Annotated in this window: 19 protein-coding genes and 1 pseudogene; 11 read left to right on the plus strand and 9 right to left on the minus strand. The window is 70.2% G+C overall.

Translation table 11 applies throughout. The features are described 5' to 3' along the window. Window positions 1–5 precede the first annotated feature (5 nt). From IG78_RS0104570 to IG78_RS0104585, 4 genes and pseudogenes are all read left to right on the plus strand, one after another. Window positions 6–266, plus strand: a pseudogene (locus IG78_RS0104570) (MerR family transcriptional regulator); the annotation flags it as partial. Between the two features lie 173 nt (window positions 267–439). Further along, the gene (locus tag IG78_RS0104575) at window positions 440–781 is read left to right on the plus strand and encodes an ArsR/SmtB family transcription factor (protein ID WP_030559897.1); all 342 of its coding nucleotides are present in this window, start codon (window positions 440–442) and stop codon (window positions 779–781) included. Between the two features lie 3 nt (window positions 782–784). Beyond that, window positions 785–1,363, plus strand: a complete 579-nt coding sequence (locus tag IG78_RS0104580) for an SRPBCC family protein (protein ID WP_078964818.1) — start codon at window positions 785–787, stop codon at window positions 1,361–1,363. Then, the gene (locus IG78_RS0104585; protein ID WP_030559900.1) at window positions 1,363–1,983 is read left to right on the plus strand and encodes a dihydrofolate reductase family protein; all 621 of its coding nucleotides are present in this window, start codon (window positions 1,363–1,365) and stop codon (window positions 1,981–1,983) included. Before IG78_RS0104580 ends, IG78_RS0104585 begins: the two co-directional genes overlap by 1 nt. Window positions 1,984–2,314: 331 nt before the next feature. On the opposite strand, the gene IG78_RS0104590 is transcribed toward IG78_RS0104585, so the two are convergent. Further along, entirely contained in the window at window positions 2,315–3,388 is a 1,074-nt protein-coding gene (locus IG78_RS0104590) for an alkene reductase (protein ID WP_030559901.1), read from the minus strand. A 128-nt stretch (window positions 3,389–3,516) separates the two neighbouring features. Here IG78_RS0104590 and IG78_RS0104595 point away from each other — a divergent pair, with 128 nt between their 5' ends. From IG78_RS0104595 to IG78_RS0104620, 6 genes are all read left to right on the plus strand, one after another. Then, the gene (locus IG78_RS0104595) at window positions 3,517–3,912 is read left to right on the plus strand and encodes a MerR family transcriptional regulator (RefSeq protein ID WP_037685112.1); all 396 of its coding nucleotides are present in this window, start codon (window positions 3,517–3,519) and stop codon (window positions 3,910–3,912) included. Window positions 3,913–4,511: 599 nt separating this feature from the next. Beyond that, on the plus strand, window positions 4,512–4,811 hold the full coding sequence (locus IG78_RS49040; protein WP_157855756.1) for a hypothetical protein: 300 nt from the start codon (window positions 4,512–4,514) through the stop codon (window positions 4,809–4,811). A 139-nt stretch (window positions 4,812–4,950) separates the two neighbouring features. Then, window positions 4,951–5,127, plus strand: a complete 177-nt coding sequence (locus IG78_RS0104605; protein ID WP_157855757.1) for a hypothetical protein — start codon at window positions 4,951–4,953, stop codon at window positions 5,125–5,127. A 225-nt stretch (window positions 5,128–5,352) separates the two neighbouring features. Next, entirely contained in the window at window positions 5,353–5,607 is a 255-nt protein-coding gene (locus IG78_RS43855; protein WP_051852367.1) for a hypothetical protein, read from the plus strand. 872 nt (window positions 5,608–6,479) lie between these two features. Next, complete coding sequence (locus IG78_RS0104615; protein WP_030559905.1) at window positions 6,480–6,662, plus strand: hypothetical protein; 183 nt, start codon at window positions 6,480–6,482, stop codon at window positions 6,660–6,662. Between the two features lie 153 nt (window positions 6,663–6,815). Further along, window positions 6,816–8,948: a glycosyltransferase gene (locus tag IG78_RS0104620; protein WP_030559906.1), complete on the plus strand. Its 2,133-nt coding sequence runs from the start codon at window positions 6,816–6,818 to the stop codon at window positions 8,946–8,948. Window positions 8,949–8,960: 12 nt separating this feature from the next. Here IG78_RS0104620 and IG78_RS44805 read toward each other — a convergent pair whose 3' ends face one another. Next, complete coding sequence (locus IG78_RS44805; RefSeq protein ID WP_063760701.1) at window positions 8,961–9,776, minus strand: helix-turn-helix domain-containing protein; 816 nt, start codon at window positions 9,774–9,776, stop codon at window positions 8,961–8,963. 87 nt (window positions 9,777–9,863) lie between these two features. Between IG78_RS44805 and IG78_RS0104630 the strand changes: the two genes are divergently transcribed. Beyond that, the gene (locus IG78_RS0104630; RefSeq protein WP_030559909.1) at window positions 9,864–11,009 is read left to right on the plus strand and encodes an NAD(P)/FAD-dependent oxidoreductase; all 1,146 of its coding nucleotides are present in this window, start codon (window positions 9,864–9,866) and stop codon (window positions 11,007–11,009) included. A 118-nt stretch (window positions 11,010–11,127) separates the two neighbouring features. On the opposite strand, the gene IG78_RS51050 is transcribed toward IG78_RS0104630, so the two are convergent. The 7 genes from IG78_RS51050 to IG78_RS0104665 form a co-directional block, all read right to left on the minus strand. Further along, window positions 11,128–12,468 (minus strand): nucleotidyl transferase AbiEii/AbiGii toxin family protein, encoded by a 1,341-nt coding sequence (locus tag IG78_RS51050; RefSeq protein WP_078964822.1) that lies wholly within the window; start codon window positions 12,466–12,468, stop codon window positions 11,128–11,130. Next, complete coding sequence (locus IG78_RS0104640) at window positions 12,465–13,058, minus strand: hypothetical protein (RefSeq protein WP_225881982.1); 594 nt, start codon at window positions 13,056–13,058, stop codon at window positions 12,465–12,467. The genes IG78_RS51050 and IG78_RS0104640 overlap by 4 nt, the downstream gene beginning before the upstream one ends. A gap of 332 nt (window positions 13,059–13,390) precedes the next feature. After that, window positions 13,391–14,023, minus strand: a complete 633-nt coding sequence (locus IG78_RS0104645; protein WP_030559912.1) for a hypothetical protein — start codon at window positions 14,021–14,023, stop codon at window positions 13,391–13,393. Window positions 14,024–14,136: 113 nt separating this feature from the next. Next, window positions 14,137–14,937 (minus strand): GNAT family N-acetyltransferase, encoded by an 801-nt coding sequence (locus IG78_RS0104650; protein ID WP_030559914.1) that lies wholly within the window; start codon window positions 14,935–14,937, stop codon window positions 14,137–14,139. Window positions 14,938–15,074: 137 nt separating this feature from the next. Then, the gene (locus tag IG78_RS0104655; protein WP_030559915.1) at window positions 15,075–16,601 is read right to left on the minus strand and encodes an amino acid permease; all 1,527 of its coding nucleotides are present in this window, start codon (window positions 16,599–16,601) and stop codon (window positions 15,075–15,077) included. A gap of 103 nt (window positions 16,602–16,704) precedes the next feature. Further along, window positions 16,705–17,721: a hypothetical protein gene (locus IG78_RS0104660; protein WP_030559916.1), complete on the minus strand. Its 1,017-nt coding sequence runs from the start codon at window positions 17,719–17,721 to the stop codon at window positions 16,705–16,707. Window positions 17,722–18,666: 945 nt separating this feature from the next. After that, window positions 18,667–19,701, minus strand: a complete 1,035-nt coding sequence (locus IG78_RS0104665; RefSeq protein ID WP_030559918.1) for a zinc-binding dehydrogenase — start codon at window positions 19,699–19,701, stop codon at window positions 18,667–18,669. Between the last annotated feature and the right edge of the window lie 77 nt (window positions 19,702–19,778).

Raw genomic sequence — 19,778 nt, forward strand, 5'->3', positions numbered from 1 at the left:
CGGCGATGGCCTGGCCGATCGCGGAGGTCGCCCGGATGTCGGGGGTGACGGCCCGGACACTACGGCACTACGACGAGATCGACCTGCTGTCGCCGGCCTGGACCGGGGCAAACGGCCACCGCTACTACGAGGAGCGACAACTGCTGCAACTGCAGCAGGTTCTCGTACTGCGGGCGCTGGGCCTCGGGCTGCCCGAGATCGGGCGGGTCCTGGCCGCGCAGGTCGACGAACTGGAGGCCCTGGGGGGCCATTACCGTCGGCTGCTCGAGGCGTACGCCGCGACTCGGCTGCGCTGAGCCGGGGCCGGGCCGCCGCCACGGGGGGGGCGGCGGCTCTGCCGGGTCGGGCCACTCTCGCCTGATGAGACCCGGTTGCCTGATGAGACCCGGTTGATTCCTCTCGGCTTGACGCATGCCGATATGGGCATACGATGGTTGCCATGGCACGAGCAGCGACGACGTCGGACGTCTTCAACGCGATCGCCGAGCCGCAGCGCCGGGAGATCCTGGTGCTGCTGCGGGCGGGTGAGCGGCCGGTGACCGAGTTGGCCCAGGAGCTGGGGATGACTCAGCCGGGGGCGTCCAAACACCTGCGGGTGCTCCGGGAGGTCGGCCTTGTGCGGGTTCGCGGGGCGGGCAAGCAGCGCCTGTACGGCCTGGACGCCCGCGGGCTGCGACCGGTTCACGAGTGGGCCGGCGGGTTCGAGCGGTTCTGGAACGAGAGCTTCGACCGGCTGGACGCGTATGTGCAGGACCTCAAACAGGCAAAGCAGGAGGAGTAGCTGATGAGCGCGACAGGACGAGGAGCGCCGGCGCAGTCCGCGGCCGGACGAGGCACGCAGTCCGCGGCCGGACGAGACGCGCAGTCCGCGACGGGACGAGGCACGCAGTCCGTGACGGCCGACCGCGAGATCGTGATCTCCCGGGTCATCGACGCTCAACGGGAGCTGGTGTTCCAGGCGTTCACCGAGGTGCGGCACCTGTCACGGTGGTGGGGACCGGAGGGGTTCACCACCACCACGCGGTCCTTCGAGTTCCGCGTCGGCGGGGTGTGGGACTTCGTGCTGCACGGGCCGGACGGGACCGACTACCAGGAGTGGATCTCCTGGACCGAGATCGCCCCGCCGGAGCGGATCGCGTTGCTCCACGGTGAGTCCCGCGACGACCCGGACGCCTTCGAGTCGGTCCTCACGTTCGCACCCGACGGCGCGGCGACCCGGATCGAGATGCGCACGGTGTTCCCCACCAAGGAACTGCGCGACGAGGCGGTCGAGAAGTACCACGCCGTCGAGGGCGGTCGGCAGACCCTGAACAACCTGGCCGCGTACGTCACCGAGATCGTGCGGAAGGGAGCGGAGGGCTGATGGCGGGGAAGGTGTTCTTCAGCGTGTCGATGTCGCTGGACGGGTTCATCGCACCCGAGTCCCCTGAGGACTTGATGGGCAAGCAGTGGAGGGAACTGCAGCAGTGGATCTTCCCGCAGCGCTTCTTCCGGGAGAACCTGGGGCTCGGCGAGGGCGGCGAGGAAGGGCGCGACAACGACATCGTGCGGGAGACGTTCGAGCGCACCGGCGCGAGCGTGATGGGCAAGCGCATGTTCGACGCCGGCGAGCAGATGTGGCCGGAGGAGGCACCGTTCCGCACCCCGGTCTTCGTCGTGACGCACGAGAAGCGTGACCCCTGGGAGCGGCCGGGCGGGACCATCTTCCACTTCGTCAACGACGGTATCGAGACCGCGCTCGACCTGGCCCGCCAGGCCGCGGGCGACCGGGACGTCCGCATCGCGGGCGGCGGCGCGACGATCCTTGAGTACGTGAACGCAGGCCTGGTCGACGAGTTCTCGATCGCGTTGTCACCCGTGCTGTTCGGCTCTGGGATCCGCCTGTTCGAGGGCGTGGACGCTGCTCGCGTGGCCCTGGAGCCGGTCCGCACGGAGCCCTCCCCAAGGGTGACGCACCTGACGTACACCGTCCGGGAGCGGTAACTGTCCCGGCCTCAGCACTCCCCCGCCGAGGCCGGCCGCCGGGGAGCCGGCCGACCTGGTGCGGTCCCGCTGGTGGTGGTGATCGACACCGATGGATCAGCTCGTGAATCCGCCGTCGGCGAGTGCGGTGGCGGAAAGCTTGCCGCGTGGTGCGGCGGCGTCCGCGCCCCCCAGGCACTGGCCACCGTGCTTGACGCGGTGCCTGCGCGCCAAGAACGAAGCTGAACCCAGCGCCGCAGCCCAGTCCGCCCAGGAGATCTCTGGTTCCTTCTTGTCCTTGGTGTCCCGGTGCGGGGCCGGAGTGGCCCCGCATGTGCAAGGTGCGGAGTCCTCAGGCGGTGTACTGGTAGGCCGGGTAGGTGAGGTAGCCCATGTCTCCGCCTTGGTAGTACGTGGTCTCGTCGGCGGGTGCGATCGGCAGGCCGGTGCGGAGCCGTTCGACCAGGTCGGGGTTGGCGATGAAGGCGCGGCCGAAGCTGATCAGGTCCGCGCCCAGCCCGAGCCAGTGGTCGGCGGCGGCCCGGTCGGTCTGCTTGGGGCCCATGGGGAGTACCGGGTTGACGATCAGAGTGCCGGGCCAGGCGCGGCGCAGCTCGACCAGCACCTCCTCCTCTGCGGTCGCCTCCAGGTGCACATAGGCGAGGTCGAAACGGGCGAGCTCTGTCAGCAGGGCCGCGTACAGCTCCGGGACCTCCGTCTCCTCCACGCCCCAGAACGTGCCGCCGGGGGAAAGCCGGATCCCGGTGCGGGCCGCGCCCACGGCGTCCACCGTGGCGGCGACGGCCTCGACCGCGAACCGCATGCGGTTGGTCACCGAGCCGCCGTAGGAGTCGATGCGCAGGTTCGCGTTGGAGGACAGGAACTGCGAGATCAGATAACCGTTGGCGTCGTGCAGTTCGACACCGTCGAAGCCGGCCTCGACGGCGCGCAGGGCGGCCTCGGCGTAGGAACGCGCCTGTTCGGGCACCTCGGCGGTCTCCAGGGCGCGGGGTACCGGTGCGGGCTGCGGCCCGTTGGGGGTGAACACCGTCCCCGTGGCGGCAACCGCGGACGGGCCGACCGGCTGGAGGCCGGTGGTGTCGGGGTGCGAGACCCGGCCGCCGTGCATGATCTGGGCGAAAATGCGCCCGCCGTTGACGTGCACGGCGTCGGTGACGGGCCGCCAGGAAGCCACCTGCTCGTCGGTGTACAGGCCCGGCGTCCCCGAGTTGGACTGGCCGACAAGGCTTGGCTGCACCCCCTCGCCGACGATCAGCCCGGCAGTTGCCCGCTGGGCGTAGTAGACCGCCATGGACGGGGTCGCAAGCCCCTCCCCGGCTGCTCTGACCCGGGACATCGGAGCCATCACAACGCGGTTGGGCAGCTCCAGATCACCGAGACGGTGGCGGTCGAACAACGTGGTCATGCCGGTACTCCTCGCACTGGTCCGTACTGGTCGGAGGACCCTGAGGGAAGGGCCCGACAGGTACGCTAGAACCTGACATCAATGTGAGAGGCAAGTCATGTGACCGAGGTCACGGGCAGGAGTGCGAGATGCGGATCGGCGAACTCTCGGCGCGGACCGGAGCCAGCGTCCGCTCGCTGCGCTACTACGAGGAGCAGGGGCTGCTCACCAGCACCCGCAGCGCCGGCGGGCAGCGGCACTACACCGACGACGAGATCGAGCGGGTCGTCTTCGTCCAGCGCCTGTACGCGGCCGGACTGTCCAGTCGCACCATCGTCGAACTGCTGCCGTGCGTCGACTCCCCCAGCGACGACCATTCCGACGCCGCGATGGAGCGCATGCTCCAGGAGCGGGACCGGCTCTCCGACCACATCGAGGAGTTGCAGCGCACCCGCGACGCGCTCGACGTACTCGTGACCGCGGCCCGGGCCTACCGGGACACCGGCCGGGCGAACTGCGGTGCCGCGGCAACTACGTTCGCCTGAAGCGTGTCTCACGAAAGCCCGCTTTCGCCGCCGCCCGGGTACTCGCCGACAGGGGGTGGCGCAGGAGCGCGCAGCGCACACGCCCCCTGTTCACCACTATGCGCCCCGCTCCGGAGACAACTGTCTGGCTTCGATCGCCACGGCCTTCGAGGAGGTGCCGTCCAGACGCGTGGTCGTGCTCGGAAGCCCTGGTTCGGGCAAGAGTGTGCTCGCCGTCTGCTGCACCCTCGACCTTCTCAGGAAGCGCACGCCCGGCACGGCCGTGCCCGTGATTTGCCCCCTTGGCGGCCTGGGTGGCGCAACACGGTCACGTGCAGCGACGTGCTCACCGGTGCGGAGGTCCGTGAGCTGCTGCCGCTGGAGTTCGCCGAGCCGAAGTCATATCTGGAGCGCGACGCGTCCCGCGACCCCCAAGAGCTCCTCGACGATCCTCGTTTCAGGACGACGGCCGGGATCGAGGAGCACCTCCTCGACGCGTTCGTACCAGCCGCGTTCGGCGACGAAGGTGTCGACTCACGGTGGCGCGCCGCGGACGCCAGGCGCTGGCCGGCCCGGCTCGCCCGCGAGTTGGAGCGGCGAGAGACCGAACGGCTCGCCTGGTGGGAGCTGTATCTCTGCGTGCCGCGGGCGCTGCCTTCGTCTTCGACGACAGGCCGTCGCTGGCAGCCAATCTGGTGGCAACCTGGTCGGATTCACCGGTGGGCTGGCCCTGCTCCTGCCCGTGTCGGCGGCGCGAAGGGCGCACGACACTGCCCCGGCAGCTCACGGTCTACATGGCGACGGCCGCCGCGGCCACCCTCGGGTACGGTCTCACCGGAGGCTCCGTGCAGTTCGGGCTGCGGTTCGGCACGGTCACGGACGGATGGGCTTGGGAAGTGGACGCACCAGGAAACACCTGACGGCGTCCGCACCATCGAGTCCTCGACGGAGATCGCCGTCATCCTGGTGTACCGACACGCAGGCGCCCGGCCCACTGCGTATCCGCACGGGAGCCGTCCGCCGAGCTGCGGCCAGCAGTGCGAGTCGTTCGACACGCGGGTGACCTTCCGCGTTGCCCAGGGCGACCTGCGCATCCTCGTCGACGGCCACAGCGCGGCCGATGCGGTGGACATGCTGCCGGAACTCCCCGAGCAGTCCCGGACCTGGCTCGCTCAGAGCGCTGCGCGGCACCCGCTCGACCGGTGCCTGCTCCCGGCGCCATGGGCGGAGTCCTGATCGCGTTGATCGGCGGCCCCGCTTCGGGTCTCCATCGTGCGCTCAGTACGCCTTCCGATCTCATCCGGGCAGCCAGTCCACAAGTCATCCTGCGCACGGACCGCATGGCGTCGCTGTCCCGGTCCGGAGTCGTGGCGGTCATGACGGGCGGGGTGTGTGTCCTCCTGGCCTGGGCGTTCGCGTCGCGTCGCGGGGCGGGGCGGGCTGGATCATGTCGCGGCGCAGATGTGGGTGCCGATGGGCACCGCCGCGCTCGCGCTCACCGCCTGGGGGCAACTGGCCGTTGCCCGTGTCTGGCTGGCCCTGACGAGGCGGTTGCCCTGGCGCATCATGACGTTCCTCGACGAGGCGCACCGCAGAGGAGTGCTACGGCGGTCCGGCGCTCACTACGAGTTCCGTCATCTGCGCATGCAGCAGCGGCTCGCCTCGGCCACCGAGGCGTCGCAGGAAGACCCCCGGGCTACCGCGCCCACGGTATGACGGCCCATCGCATCCACCCCAGCATGCCGACGTGCATGGCCTGATACGCCCTGTTGCAGAACTACCGATGAGGCGTCGCGGCATCAGCCCCTTGCACGCTTTCCCGCCCGACATTCGTTAAGACGCGCGCTGCCACGCGCGCCGTCACCACCTGCCGAGCCGGCATCGGAAGCTATATGGGAGCGGCCGATCTCGGCAGAGTCGCTGCGTAATGAGCTGCGGATCGGCGGCGGGCCGGGCAGGACAGCCGGTCGCTCTGTCGCGTGCCGGCCACAACGGTTGAGCTGCCGACGCGAGACCTTGGCCTTCGTGATCCCTATGAGGCCCCGTATAGCGTTCGGCATTCGTGGCGGTAAAGCTCACAGCATTGGCCCAAAATCGCTGTTCGCGCCGTCCTGATCTGCAAAGTATGCCAGCCGTAGAGACCGTCGGCCTTTCAAGTGCCGCGTACGAGGTGTGACCTGTCCGAGGCCCAGAGTCGACGCAGCCCCGAATGGTCGGCGCTGACCTCGATATCAAGACCCGGCAGCGCCCATTCCGTTTCTCTAGCGGCCGCGAAGTGGACCGTGACGCTTCTCACTAAGGCACAACCCGCAGAGCCGCAGAGCCATCTTACTCAGCAAACAAGTGGCCTCTATCCAATGCCCTCGCCCGTACGGCAAGCACGTACGTAAAGAGAAAGCAAAACCATTTCATGCTGGCCAAAGCGCGTGGCTTCCCGCATTCGTCCCGCAGGGACGTTCTCGCGTACCACAATCCTGTGCGCCATGGCCCCCGCCGGGGTGGCGACTGGCCCGCACACACGGAATTCGCCGTTCAGGCCGAGGCATCGGACCCCGTCGCTGACCACGGCAGCACCTGGCAGCCGCCCCTTGGCAACGGTCACCGGTGCCGCCGCCCTCGGCATCGAGTTCGTGCCGGGTTCCCCGCTCAACGTGCTTGTCAGCTTCATCGGGGCGATGACCGTCTTCACGCGACCCTCTGGTCGCGGTTCCTCCGCCGGGGGCTGCTGGTGCCTGACCACGATCGCCGAGGTCACCGAGCGTGTAAAGTGACGTGGGTCCCGTGCGCACCCCCGCCGGGTGGCGGGGCTGGCACCGCCACCAGGTGGGGCCCGCCCTGCCTTCTGCTGGACACCGGCTGACCTGCGCCTTCATCACAATTGACGACTTCTGAGCCCCTGACCACCGCTGACCACGAGGCACCCGATGAAGATCACCTTCCTGCTCTACAACGCGTACGGGATCGGCGGCACGATCCGCGCGACGACCAACCTCGCCACCGCTCTCGCCGAACGCCACGAGGTGGAGATCGTCTCCTACTACCGCACCGCGGACCGCATGAGCCTTCCCGTCGGCCCCCGCGTGCGCGTGCACGACCTCGTGGACCTGCGGCCCACCGCCCAGCACTATGCCGGCGACGAAAACGACCAACACCTCCTCGGCACGGTCTGCCCGCACGACGCCCCGTACACGAGCAAGACACCGCCGAGCCGGCTCGGCGAGCAGCGGCTCGCCGACTTTCTGCGCTCCACCGACAGCGACGCCGTCATCGCCACCCGCCCCTACCTGGTCTGCTTCCTGGCCGACCACGCTCGCCCCGACTCCTACCTGCGCATCGGCCAGGAACACCTCACCCACGCCTTCCACCGCGAAAAGCTGCGCAGCGACCAGGACACCGCCATCGCCAAGCTCGACGCCTTCGTCACCGTCTCCGAAGGAGACGCACGCGCCTACCGGGACGCCCTGCCCGACGCCCCGGCCCGGCTCACCCACATCCCCAACTGCTGCCCTGCGCCCGAAGCCGAGGCCTCCACCGGCGCCTCCCGCACCGTCGTCGCCGCGGGCCGCCTCATCCCCGTCAAGCGCTACGACCGCCTCGTCACCGCCTTCGCCAAGGTCGCCGCCCAGCACCCCGACTGGACCCTGCGCATCTACGGGCGCGGCCGGGAACGCGCGAAGCTCCACCGCCGCATCGACGAACTCGGCCTGCACGGCCGCGTGCTGCTCATGGGCCCCCACACCCCCATCGACACCGAGTGGGCCAAGGGCGCCATCGCCGCCGTCTCCAGCTCCACCGAGTCGTTCGGCATGACCATCGTCGAGGCGATGCTCCTGGGCGTCCCGGTCGTTTCCACCGACTGCGACTACGGCCCCCGAGAGATCATCACCCACGGCGTGGACGGCCTCCTCGTCCCCACCCAGGGGTCGGTCGAGGACAACATGGCCGACGCCCTGTGCCGCCTCATCGAGAACGACACCGAACGCCTCCGCATGGCCGAGGCAGCCCGCCACGCCGCCCGCCGCTACCTCCCCGACCACATCGCCCGCCAGTACGAGGCACTCATCGCCGATCTGCGCCCGCACCTCACCACCAGTGCCACCCCGCCGCCGCGCCCCCGCACCGAGCACACTGCCCTCCCGCTGCGCCGGCGGGCGGGAGTCCTCGCCGAGCGGCTCGGTGTCGCCGCCCTGCTCGGCAAGTCCCTGCCCCCCACCACGGTCGACTGTCGCGTCACCACGGACGGCTCGCTGCTCTTCCGCACCCCGACCCGCGATCTCCCGCACGGACCCTGGCAGTTGGTACTGCGACCTCGCGACGAGACGCTCGGCGCGGAGATACGTCTCCCCTTCCGCCACGGCCCCACCCCCGAGAGCGCCGCCGACACCGACACCGCCACGACACCGCGCCTCCACCGCAGCGGCCGCCCACTGGCCGAAGGCCGCTGGGACGTCCACCTCCAGCAAGGCACCGACGGCCGCATCCGACGCGTCCACGCCGGCCTGGTGGAAACCAGCCGCCTCCTCGGCTCCCCCGTACCGCACCCGTCCGGAGCGGGCTCAGCCGGCGTCATCCCGTACGTCACCGAGAGTGGCTACCTGGCGCTGCGCGCCTGGCACCGCCCCCAGCACGCCGAACTCCGCACCGTCACCACCACCCCGGACGGCATCGCAGTCGAAGGCACCCTGCACGGCACCCACGTCCGCGCCCACGACTACCAGCTCACGGCCCGCCTACGCGGCAGCAACGACCTCTGCGTCCACACCCGTTGTCACACCGACGAAACCGACGCCTTCCGCGCCGACCTGCCCCTGCACCTCCTGGCCGAGCACCACCGCGGCCGCAACGCGGTATGGGACATCCAGCTCACCCCGTACGACACGCCGGGCCCCGGCGTCCGGCCCGCCCGTCTCTCCGGCGACAGCGCGACGCACCCAGGCATCGACATCTTCCCCACCGCCCGGCACGCGGTCCCCGGCGGAGTCCTGACGGTCCAGCCTTACCTCACTGTGAACAACAACCTCGCACTGAAGGCAGCATTCAAGAGGCAGACAACCTGAACAACCCTGATCTCACGGTCCGAGCCCCACACCCTCGAGGCCCGCGGCCTGCGGCTGCTGCACGCGGCGCAAAGAGGCAGGCGTACGCCCGGTGAAGTCCCGCGCCGTACGCGTGAGGTGAGCCTGGTCGGCGAAGCCTGCGGTGGCTGCGGCCAGGGCAGCGGTCGAATCCGGCAGGTCGGCGATCGCGGTGCGGAGCCGCCCCCATTTGCGCAGGCGGGTCAGCGCGATGCCCACGTCCTGCCGGACCAGGGCGCGCAGCCGTGAGGGCGACAAGCCGACCTCGTTGGCGATGGAGGCGATGGCGGCGGTGGCAGCGAGGGAGGCGGTGGGCAGGGCCGGAGCGTGCAGCGTGCACAGGTGGACGGCGTGGGCGACTCTCGGATCGAGTGGGGCCGGGTGCCCGGCGAGTGCCCGCAACTCGGTGTATCCGGCGGCCAGATCCACACCGATGTCGGGGCCGTCGGAATCGGTGGTGCCGAGCGCGGCGAGCAGGCGGCGGACCTGGCCGGCATCGAGCCGTATCGGCTCCGGGCAGGAGGGCAGCAGCCAGGAGTCGACGAACAGGGCGATGTACGGCGAGGTCGCCGCACAGGCGTGGGTCAGTTGGGGCGGAACGACCAGCCCGGGCGCCGCCACCAGGGGCCGCCCCGGCTGGAGGAGTCGGGCGTGGCCGCCGATCGGCAGCACGGCTTTCCACGCGGGCAGTTGGTGTTGGGCGACGCGGAACGGGCGGGACTCGGCGAACATCGTCGCCTCGGTGCCGGAGGCGAAGACGACGCGGCGATCGTTTTGTTCAAGTGCCCAGGCACGAGGTGAATGGATCATCGTGCCACGCACGCTATCGCTGCTGACGGAGACTGGTTGTCCGAGGTGGCGGTGCAGGCCACCGCAGTTCAGAGAGGAAGTCATGCCATGAGCCATCGCATCGTCGTCGTGGGCGCCGGTTACGCCGGTCTGCCGGCGGCCGAGCGCCTCGCTCACAAGCTGCGCCACAGCGATGTCACCGTCACCCTGGTCAATGCCTCTGACCAGTTCGTGGAACGGGTCCGGCTCCATCAACTGGCCGCCGGGCAGCGATGGGCGGCGCCGTCGTTGCGGCAACAGCTCAGCGGTACACCGGTCCAACTCGTCGTCGGGCGTGTGACCGCGATCGACACCGCCGGCCGGACCGTGCGCATGGACGTCGCGCCCGGAGCGATCGGCTACGACACCCTGGTGTACGCGGTGGGCAGCGAGGCGCGGCTCGACGATGTTCCCGGGGTGGCCGAGCACGCCTACACTGTCGCCGGTCTGGAGCAGGCGACGCGGCTGCGGTACCGGATCGCCGAGATTGCGTCCGGCGGCACTGTCGCGGTGGTCGGCGGCGGTCTTACCGGCTTGGAGACCGCCTCCGAACTGGCCGAGAGCTATCCCGAGCTGCGAGTCCGGCTGCTGACCGGTGGCGATGACGTCGGTGCCGGGCTCGTACCGCGGGCCCGGACCCACCTGCGGCGCGCTCTGGACCGGCTGGGCGTCTCGGTTCACCCGGGGGTCGTTGTCGCGGCGGTGCGCAAGGACGGCTTGGACACCCGCGACGGCGCGTCGTTCGCCGCTGACGCCGTGGTGTGGGCCACCGGGTTCCGTGCGCCGGAGCCGGCCCGCGCGGCGGGGTTCGCCACGGATGAGAACGGGCGGATGCTCGTCGACGCCACCCTGCGCTCGGTCTCTCACCCCGAGGTGTACGCCGTCGGCGACGCGGCTGCCGGGATGTCGGTGAGCGGGACACCGAGCCGCATGTCCTGCCAGGCGGCCCTGCCCATGGGCCGGGGCGTGGCCGATGTCGTCGCGGCTCGCCTGACGGGCCGGGAACCCGGGCCTGTTCGTATCGGGTACGTCTTCACCAACATCAGCCTTGGCCGGCGTGACGGTGTCGTCCAGTTCACCCACGCCGACGACCGTCCGCGCAGATTCGTCCTGACAGGGCGCGCCGCGGCGGCTTTCAAGGAGATTGTCGTGCGCAGCACGGTACGTTCCGGGCGGCGCGGCGAGCCGCTGCTCGATGCGGTACACACCCCATAGGTTCCTCGGCCGACGCCCCGTCTCCGGCCCGGCTTCGCGTGCAGCTCCGGAGGACAGAGCCGTCGCCCACGCGTCGTGAGCGCGCTCCCTGTGCCGTGAGCGGAAACCCGGCGGGGCCTCAGGGGCTGGGGTCCGCCGGTTCCGTGCCGTCCAGGAGGTCTCCCAGCGCGGCCCTCCCCCGGCGCGGGTCCTGCCGCCAGAACTGCCACGCGGGGTGCCCGGTGAGCACCGCCGCCAGGGCCTCCTCCACATCGATCACCTCGCGGCCCACCGTTTCGCGAAGGATCACGACGGCGGCCACCAGGCCGTCCCTGCCGCTCCCGGCCAGATACCCGAGCGCCCGCGCCGGGTCCGGAGCCCCGCCCGCGCGGCTCTCCTCGATCAGTGGGTGAAGCCAGCGCACCGTGCGCGCGTAGGCGCTCCCACCGGGCCTGATCACCTCTGTGAGCAGCGGCGCCAGTGCACGGGCGAGCCGGTCCTCGTACGGCGCGGGCCCGCCGGTCACCCAGGGATACTCCGCCTCGAAGTGCTCCCACTCGTCCGCCACGCACATCCTGGCCATCCAGTCGGAGTCCGGAGGCCGCAGCCCGTCCTCGCCTCCGTGTACGAAGGCGGCCCGTACCGTCGCGTAGTCGGGCGGGGTGTGTTCGGCGAGCAGGACCGCGTCGTAGAGGTCCTTGCCCTGGGGGTGCGTGTCGGTGGTCAGCCATAGCAGTTTCCACGCCAGGGACAGTTGCGGGGACACCGCGAGTACGCGACAGCCCGGACCGTCGCCGAGCGGACCGAGCGCGGTGCGTCGGCCGGGCGTGGGCAGCGTCTCGTTGAAGACGACGTCGAGTTGGACCGTGCCGCCCGCCGTGCCCGCCGCCGTCCAAGGCAGCAGCATGCGGCGGCCCGGCACCCGGTCGTAGGTCCAGATGTCCTCCGTGACCGCCCCGGTGCCGTCGATGTGAACCGGGCCCTCCGCGGATGCGGCCTCGGCGTCTCGGGCGATGTCGTCGAACAGCGTCACCGTACGTGGATCGTCCATCGCCAGGTCCTTCGGTACGACGACGAAGTCGAGGTCGCCCGGGTCGCGGGCCGCGTCTCCGCACCAGTGGGCCAGGAGCACGCTGCCGCGCAGGACCAGATGGTCGCCCCAGGGGCCGTCGGCGATCGCGGCGAGCACGGTGTCGAGGGCGCTGTGGCGGGCGCGGCGCCAGCCACGCGCGGACTCCTCGTCGGGGAAGCGGGGTTCGCCCGCGCGGTAGGCGTTGGAGTACTGCTTCAGGGCGGGCTCGAAGACCAGGGGCTGGGCCATGCCGTGCGGGGCGGGCAGCAGGGTGCGCGGCAGGCTCTGCCGGTGCCGTACGTCCTCGCCGGGCTCGGTGTGCGGCACATCGCGGCGGACGGCCCACAGCCGCGTCCAGGGGGCTTCGTCCGGGGGCGGTGGTGGTGATGATCCGCTCGGAGTGGTCATGACGCGGTCTCCAGGTCCATCCAGCCGTCGTCGAGGCTGAGGTTGGTGTCGTACAGGACGTATTCGCGTTCCACTTCGAGGATGTGGGCATCCGCCAGATCCGCGAGCAGAGCCGCCAGCAGGTCCGTCGCGGTCGCCCGGCCCACTCCATGGCACCGCTGCGTGACGAACCGTTCTTCCCTGCCGTCGGCTCGCGTACGCCGTGCGTTCCACGACAGGTGTGCGCGATGCGGGGCGACAAGGGCCGCCAGCGCGCCGCGGTCGTGACCGGCCGGCAGGCGCAGTTTCACGTGGTGTTCGAAGTAGGGGCCGCTGCCCGCTCGTGCTGCCTCCGCGTCGTGGCGTGGCACCCCAGCCGCCCAGGGCGCCGCCTCTACCTTGACGCGTACCGCGCGGAACTCCGCCCGCGCGAGGTCGTCCACGACCCGCCCGGAGGCATCGAGCTGGGCGGTCAGGCCACCGGTGCCGCGCAGGTTCACCATGGGCTGCGACCGCGTCGTTCCGCGGGCGAGGACGATGTGCGTGAACCCCAGGCCCCGTGCGTGCGCCCAGCGCGCCAGTGGGCCGACGCCGCTTTCGGGGCTCTCCACGGTGATGTGGGTCTCCAGCGCGCCGTGGATGTCCGGGACGTCGAGTCCGCCCGGGACATCGAGCCCATCCGGGGCATCGATTCCGCGTGGGAGCGCGCGGACACCTCGCGGGGTCCGATCACATGGGTCTGGCTGAGGGTGCATGCCGGGCAGCCTTGCAGGCCGGGCACCTGCAGATCTCGGCAGGGCCACCCCGATGGCACGTGACCCGGCTCGGCATCCCGGTTTGCACGCCCCGTCTGCCTCGGTGTCCCTCCTTCTCTGAGATCCCCCATCGCGGGGTGAGTTCGGATCCGGCGACCGCTACAGCCGACGCCCGAGCCAGGCCCTTTTCAGCGGGTGAACCATGCCGTGCACGCGGCGATCAGCACATCGGCCTGGTCCCAGGAGCCGTCGATGATGTCGCCGGTGCCGTCGGGCAGGGAGCGCCGGTCCGTACCCGTTTCGGGTTGCCTGCTGAGACCGATCTCGACCGCGGCGCGAGCGACGGCGGCCGGTGCGGCACAACCGCCGACCGGCAATGCATGCTCACGCGCCAGGCTGCCGTCGTCGTTGGGCTCACTGCACTGCCAGAGCGGCCCGCTCTCCGGGCCGTCTGCCAGCCATCTCCAGATCAGGTCCAGACCGTTGGGCCACTCGCCACCCGGCGGCACGGACGGCCCGCCGCGGTCATGCTCCGGGTGTGGATCGACCCTGATCTCTGCGTAGAGATAGCCGTGCGAGTCCTTGTCCGGGCACCCCCAGGCCCGGGGGCGTCCACGAACGCGGAGGTGGGCGGCTTCGAGTGCCTCGACCACGGCCTTGATGTACGCGCTGTGGGGCAGGCCGGCCGTCGACTCCGAAACGGATCCTTGGGTCTGTCCGTCGGTTTGCAGGTTGCTCTCATGGGGACCCACTGCGTTCCCTTCGATCGTGTGAGAGGCCTGACCGGAGCAGCCGAAGAGCTCCAACGCCGCGTCGCTCACATGCCGTTTCCCCCATGAACGCTACCGGGCCCCTGGGTGGTTCCAGCGCACGACGAGTCGCGCGCCGGTCACCGCACGGGGACCAGGGCGGCACGCCGGGTGGGAGCAGGCTCTCACTCCTTCAGGCAGTAGAAGTGGATCGGTGAGTTCGGTGTGAAACCGATACGCGGATACACCGGGGCCCCGGCGACGGTCGCGTGCAAAGTGGCGCGGGTCAGCCCGGTGGCGCGGGCTCCCTCGTACAGCGCCTTGCGCGTCACCGCCTCGCCGTAGCCCCTGCGCTGCCACTGCGGGTCGGTGGCGACGAAGGCGACGAAGAGACGCCCTTCCGCTTCGACCGTAGCGGCGCACGCCACCGGGACGTCGCCCCGCATACCCAGGTAGGCGTACATCTCACTCTTCCAGTGCGCGGACCCGACCAAGCCGTCGCGGCTCTCCTCCAAGGAGAGCCCGTATGCGCGTGATTGGAGGTCCGCGTAGGCCCGCAGATGCTCGTCGGTGCGTACGCGCACGAACGTCAGGTCGGGGTGGACCGGTTCGGGGATCGGCAGCAGGTCTCCGGCCATGCCCCTGCCGGGGAAGGCGTACTGCAGACCTGCCTGCTCGGCCGCCGTGGCCAGCGCGGCGCGCGCCTCGTCGTCCAGGAGGTCCTCGAAGAGCCACAGGAAGCCCGGGTGTTTCTTCGCGCGCATGATGTCCGCCGTCTCGCGCAGGCGCTGTGCGACGAGATCCGCTCCTGTTCCCGGGTCGGTCAGGGTGATGCAGTTGTAGAACGCGAACCGGCAGTCGGCCCAGCGGACGGCGATGCCGGGGAGGTCGCGCACATCCGCGTCCGCGTCGCGGTCGAGCACCAGGGCACGCCAGGCCACGGCGAGCTGCTGTGCCGATTCGATGGACTCCGTGATTGCAGGCACCGTACTCCCATGGGTTGTTGGGGTCGTAGAGGTCGACGAGCTCGTTGGGGCCTCGGGGCCGGGAGCGAGCGGCGCTGGCGGCTCCGGCGCCTTCGGGCCGCTGGGAACCGCACTTGCGGCACGCGGTGTCACCGTCATCAAATGATGCCTTCGAACTGCTTGTCGTCGGTGGGGGAGTTTGAGCGTGGCACGTGGTAGGAGCCGCTTCCGAAACGCCGCCACAGGGCGGCTATGAGGAAGGCCACCACTACGGCGACGGGAGTGTAGTTGAAGGTGGAGGCGGTGACCGGGCTGCTCTGCGGCAACAGGAACAGCACCGTGACCGCAGCCGCCCACACCACCGCCACCCAGCCGATCGGCCGGCTCCAGCGGCCCAGGTGCCAGGGTCCTGGGGTGAATCGGTCGCGGTGGAGCAGGCGCAGCAGCACCGGGATGGCGTACGCCGAGGTGAATCCCACCACCGAGATGGCGGTCACCGCCGAGAACGCCGTTGTGGAGTACAAGGACGGCAGCGCAAGTACGAAGGCCACGGCGACCGCGAGCCAGACCGCGTTGGCGGGGATGGCGGTGCGGCGGCTGACCTTCTTCCAGAGCGCGGACCCGGGCAGGGCACCGTCCCGGGCGAAAGCGTAGATCATCCGACTGGCGCTCGCGGTCACGGTGTAGCCGCACAGGAACTGGGCCACGATGATCACAAGGAGCAGGGCCTTGGCCGCCGCCATGCCGAGCGCGTCCAGGAGGATCTGTGCCACGGGTACGCCGGTCGGGCTGTCCAGGGTCGTGGTGTAGTCCTGGATGGCGAAGAGCAACGTGGTCAGCAGGATGCCGCCGGCGATCCAGGACACCGCCACCGAGCGGAAGACCCCGCGGGCCGCGGCGACGGAGGCGTGGTTGGTCTCCTCGCTCAAGTGGGCTGAGGTGTCGTAACCGGCCAGGGCGAAGACAGGAAGGAGCATGCCCAGCAGGATCACGTACACCGGGGCGCTCCAGCCGGTGTTGTTGGTGAACTCGGAGAAGACGAAACCGGCCGACTGGTGGTGCGACGGGGCGAGCGCCAGGGAACCGATGATGACGACGGCTCCTGCCAGGTGCCACCACGCGCTCAGGGACGTCAGGATGTTCATCAGCCGGGTGCCGAAGAGGTTCAGGACGGCGTGCAGCGCGAGGATGACCGCGTACAGGGCAAGGAGGGAGCCCGGGGTCGGCGTGTAACCGAATTGCAGGTTCATCCACGCGGCGGTGAACGTCGCGATGCCGTAGTCCTGGGCGGCGATTCCGCCGAGCAGGCCCAGGAGGTTCAGCCAGCCGGTGTACCAGCTCCACCGCTCGCCTCCGAGCTGGCGGGCCATGTAGTACAGGCCGCCGCTGGTGGGGTAGCGGGAGGTGATCTCCGCCAGGGACGCGGCCAGGCACAGCACCAGCGGCCCGACAGCGAGCCACCCCCACGTGATCACCGCGGGGCCTCCCGAGTTCAGGCCGTAGCCGAACAGCAGCAAGGTCCCCGACATGATCGAGATGACCGACAGGGACGCGGAGAAGTTGCCGAACGCCCCCATCCGGCGGTGCAGTTGCTGGGTGTAGCCCAGCGATTGGAGGATGCGCGCGTCCTCCCCGTCGTCGTTGGCCGCGTTCGGTTGCTGGTGCTCTGTTCTTGCCGAAGTCATTGGTTCTCCGCACAGGAAAGCTGGAAGAAGGGGTGCAGGCGGGGTGGCTGCCGGGCCGTCGGCGGGTCGTTGGCGGCGCCCGCCCGCGGGGCCGAACCGGCAGTCATGGGTGTTTTCCCGTGTGCCGCGGGTGGGATCTCAGGCAGGCGTCGCGGTCCTCCTCGAATGCCTTCCGCCACTGGTCCTTGGGGTGCCGGGCGTCGTACTGCCACGGGGCGGGCGTGGCGAAGTCACCGATGGCGTCGAACACTTCGGTCGCCCACCGGGGGAAGCCGCCCCTGGTCAAGGTGTAGGCGAGGTAGTTGAGATCCTGCTGGGAACTGGCAGCCGGATCGCACTGCTGGAACCAGCCCTCGAACGCTCGCGTAATGGCTCGGGTGGTGTCCTCTCTGGTCCACAGCAGGTTCAGCGCGACCTCGGCGCCTCTGTCCCGTCGCTCCCGGTGCTCCTGCACACGGGCGTAGAGGGGCAGCAGAAGCAGTGGTGAGTCGGACGGAGCGAAAGAGACCGTCCAGCGGGCGAAATCCACCGCGACTGCCTGGCGGCCCGCGGGACCTGGGCGGGCCTGGAGCGCCTGGGACATGCGGTGCCACGCCTCGCGGTTGAACGGATCTCGTCGGTGCACTTCCCCGAGGAGTCCCCATGGGCCGCGAGGCAGCAGATACTCGTGCGGTGGCGGAGCCATGTGATGCTCCGGGTAGTGTTCCGATGTGTCCGTTTCGGCCAGGGCCAGGCGGCAGATCCAGGGCACCGAGTCGTGGGGGTTCTCCTCGGCCGCCCTGTGGCACGCCTGCCGGGCCCGGTCTGCCAGTTTCTCCAGGTCCCGTGCCTGCCGGGAGTCGTGCGCCCAGTGCCTGCGGTGGGCTTGCAGCACCCGTTCGGTGGCGACTCTGGCGTACATCACCCGGGCCGCGAGGCTCTCCGGTTCCTCCTTCAGCCACAGCTCCACGACGTTGGTCTGGGCCGCGGCGACCCCCAGCACCTGCGTGCGGGATGTCCACTGTGGCCAGCTTCCCGTCCGGGCCAGCACTTGCCGCATCTGCATCCAGTAACCCGCCCGGATGTCCTGCACGGCCGCATAGAGCTCTGTGTCTCGGCCTGCCGGGCTCGAACCCGCCATCAGTGCCCCCTTCGGCCGGCCGGCGCCTGTAGCGGCACGCCGTACGCCTTCGGCCGGCACTTCTGCGCGCGGCGTCTTGACGGCCTGGGCGCCTTCACTGAGCACGACACCGTACGGTGTGCGCTGGCGGCCATAGGTGGAGGACCCCTCGGGCAGTCGGGACGGGGAGGCACGGGCGTGCCAAGGACAGGGCGCGGGCTGACGAGCAGGGCGGAGACGACCGCCGGCGCATCGCCCGGCTGTGGGCGTCGCCCTTGGCTAGTGCGAATGCCTGACAGGTACTTAAGTGCCTGGAGAGGCGCATGACCAGAGAATCCCAAGATTGTTCGGTTGTTCGGGTGCAGGTTTCGGCCATGGGGCGGGCGAGCGTCGCCATGCGTGACCGGACCCGCCGGCCGCGGCACCCGGACGGTGCGCCGCCCATGGCTCGGACGCTCGCAGCCACGTGCACGACCGCTCACCACGAGCGCGCCAAGCTCGTCGCCGAACCCGCCCGAACTGGCCGCACAGCGCTTCCTCCTCACCGGTGGGGGCCGCGGGCCGGACAGCGAGACCATCCATCGGCGCCGTCAAGTTGGCGGGATGCCCTGTGACGGTCTTCTTCGTGGGTGCCGATGCCGCACCATCTCCCGGCGATACGTCACCGTAAAGCCCCTTGTGCGGTGTGCAAGTTGAGCAAGTCCCGGCGTGCTGATGGTGTGCAGGGGCCGCGTTGAGCCTCCGCGCTCGGGCGGGCACGGGTACTTCGGTGACGGCCTCCGAGACGCGGATCATTCGGCCAGTTCGGTGCGGTGGTCACTCACTGTGAGCACATGTGGGCAATCGGCCATGGAACTGCCCTCCCCAGCCTGGTTTCCAGAGCCACGACGCGGCAGCGCTTTCGTGACGCGGGCCTTCGCGGTGCCGCCCGACGCCATCGGACGACAGAGCGGCGCTGGCGTCGGGTCATGGAGTGATGAGGACCTTCAGAGCCTCGCGGTCAGCCATCGCGCGGTAGCCGTCGGGGGCCTCGTCGAGACCGGTGGTGTGGTCGAAGACCTTGCCGGGTTCGACGCGGCCCTCCAGCACATCCGGGAGCAGTTCGTCGATGTGCGCGCGGACAGGAGCCACGCCGCCGGTGAGGGTGATGTTCCGGAAGAAGTCGCGGGTGCCCGACGCCACCTGCTCGTACTGCGGTACACCGACCCGGCTGACCACTCCGCCGTCCCTGACGACGGCGAACGCCGTCTCGACGGCCTCGGTGAGGCCGACGCACTCCAGCACCGTGTGAGTGCCGTCGCCGCCGGTCAGCTCGTGGACCCGCTCGACGCCCTCCGCGCCGCGTTCGGCGACCACGTCGGTGGCGCCGAACGTGCGCCCAAGGCCCGTGCGGCCGAGGTGGCGGCCCATCAGAATGATGCGCTCCGCGCCGAGCCGCCTCGCGGCCAACACCGCGCAGAGACCGACCGCGCCGTCGCCGATGACGGTCACGGTCGTGCGGGCGCTCACGCCCGCGGTCACCGCGCAGTAGTGGCCGGTGGGGAAGACATCGCTCAGGGTCAGCAGGGAGGGCAGCAGCGCGGTGTCCGCGCCAGTCGGCAGCTTGACGAGTGTGCCTCGCGCCTGCGGGACCCGCACGGCCTCGCCCTGGCCGCCGTCGACGCCGTCCGCGGCCCACAGGCCGCCGTGGCGGCAGGAGGTCTGCAGTCCTTCCTGGCAGAAGTCGCAGGTGTTGTCGCACCAGACGAACGGCGCGACCACGATGTCTCCTCGGCGCAGTCCGTCGACCTCGGTTCCGGTCTCCTCGACGAGGCCGAGGAACTCGTGACCTATGCGCGTGCCTTCCTCCGAGACCGGCATGGAGCGGTACGGCCACAGGTCGCTGCCGCAGATACTCGCGCGCAGCACCCGCACCACCGCGTCCCCGGGATGCTGGATCTTCGGGTCGGGCACCTCCTCGACGCGTACGTCGCCGGCACCGTGCATCACGATTGCTCGCATGGCATCCCCTTCTCCTCTGTGCCGATTCCTCGTGCCGCTTCCTCGTGCCTCTTCGCCTCTTCGCCTCTTTCTAGTGT

Source organism: Streptomyces aureocirculatus (assembly GCF_000720475.1).
GTDB classification, from domain to species: Bacteria; Actinomycetota; Actinomycetes; order Streptomycetales; family Streptomycetaceae; genus Streptomyces; species Streptomyces aureocirculatus.

Bases quoted from the DNA above. Each gene is read 5' to 3' on its own strand.
- IG78_RS0104590 (WP_030559901.1), bottom strand. From the start codon at position 3,388: ATGACCACGTTGTTCGACCGCCACCGTCTCGGTGATCTGGAGCTGCCC.
- IG78_RS0104620 (WP_030559906.1), top strand. From the start codon at position 6,816: ATGAAGATCACCTTCCTGCTCTACAACGCGTACGGGATCGGCGGCACG.
- IG78_RS44805 (WP_063760701.1), bottom strand. From the start codon at position 9,776: ATGATCCATTCACCTCGTGCCTGGGCACTTGAACAAAACGATCGCCGC.
- IG78_RS0104580 (WP_078964818.1), top strand. From the start codon at position 785: ATGAGCGCGACAGGACGAGGAGCGCCGGCGCAGTCCGCGGCCGGACGA.
- IG78_RS0104630 (WP_030559909.1), top strand. From the start codon at position 9,864: ATGAGCCATCGCATCGTCGTCGTGGGCGCCGGTTACGCCGGTCTGCCG.
- IG78_RS0104655 (WP_030559915.1), bottom strand. From the start codon at position 16,601: ATGACTTCGGCAAGAACAGAGCACCAGCAACCGAACGCGGCCAACGAC.
- IG78_RS0104585 (WP_030559900.1), top strand. From the start codon at position 1,363: ATGGCGGGGAAGGTGTTCTTCAGCGTGTCGATGTCGCTGGACGGGTTC.
- IG78_RS43855 (WP_051852367.1), top strand. From the start codon at position 5,353: ATGTGGGTGCCGATGGGCACCGCCGCGCTCGCGCTCACCGCCTGGGGG.
- IG78_RS0104660 (WP_030559916.1), bottom strand. From the start codon at position 17,721: ATGGCGGGTTCGAGCCCGGCAGGCCGAGACACAGAGCTCTATGCGGCC.
- IG78_RS51050 (WP_078964822.1), bottom strand. From the start codon at position 12,468: ATGACCACTCCGAGCGGATCATCACCACCACCGCCCCCGGACGAAGCC.
- IG78_RS0104665 (WP_030559918.1), bottom strand. From the start codon at position 19,701: ATGCGAGCAATCGTGATGCACGGTGCCGGCGACGTACGCGTCGAGGAG.
- IG78_RS0104595 (WP_037685112.1), top strand. From the start codon at position 3,517: ATGCGGATCGGCGAACTCTCGGCGCGGACCGGAGCCAGCGTCCGCTCG.
- IG78_RS0104575 (WP_030559897.1), top strand. From the start codon at position 440: ATGGCACGAGCAGCGACGACGTCGGACGTCTTCAACGCGATCGCCGAG.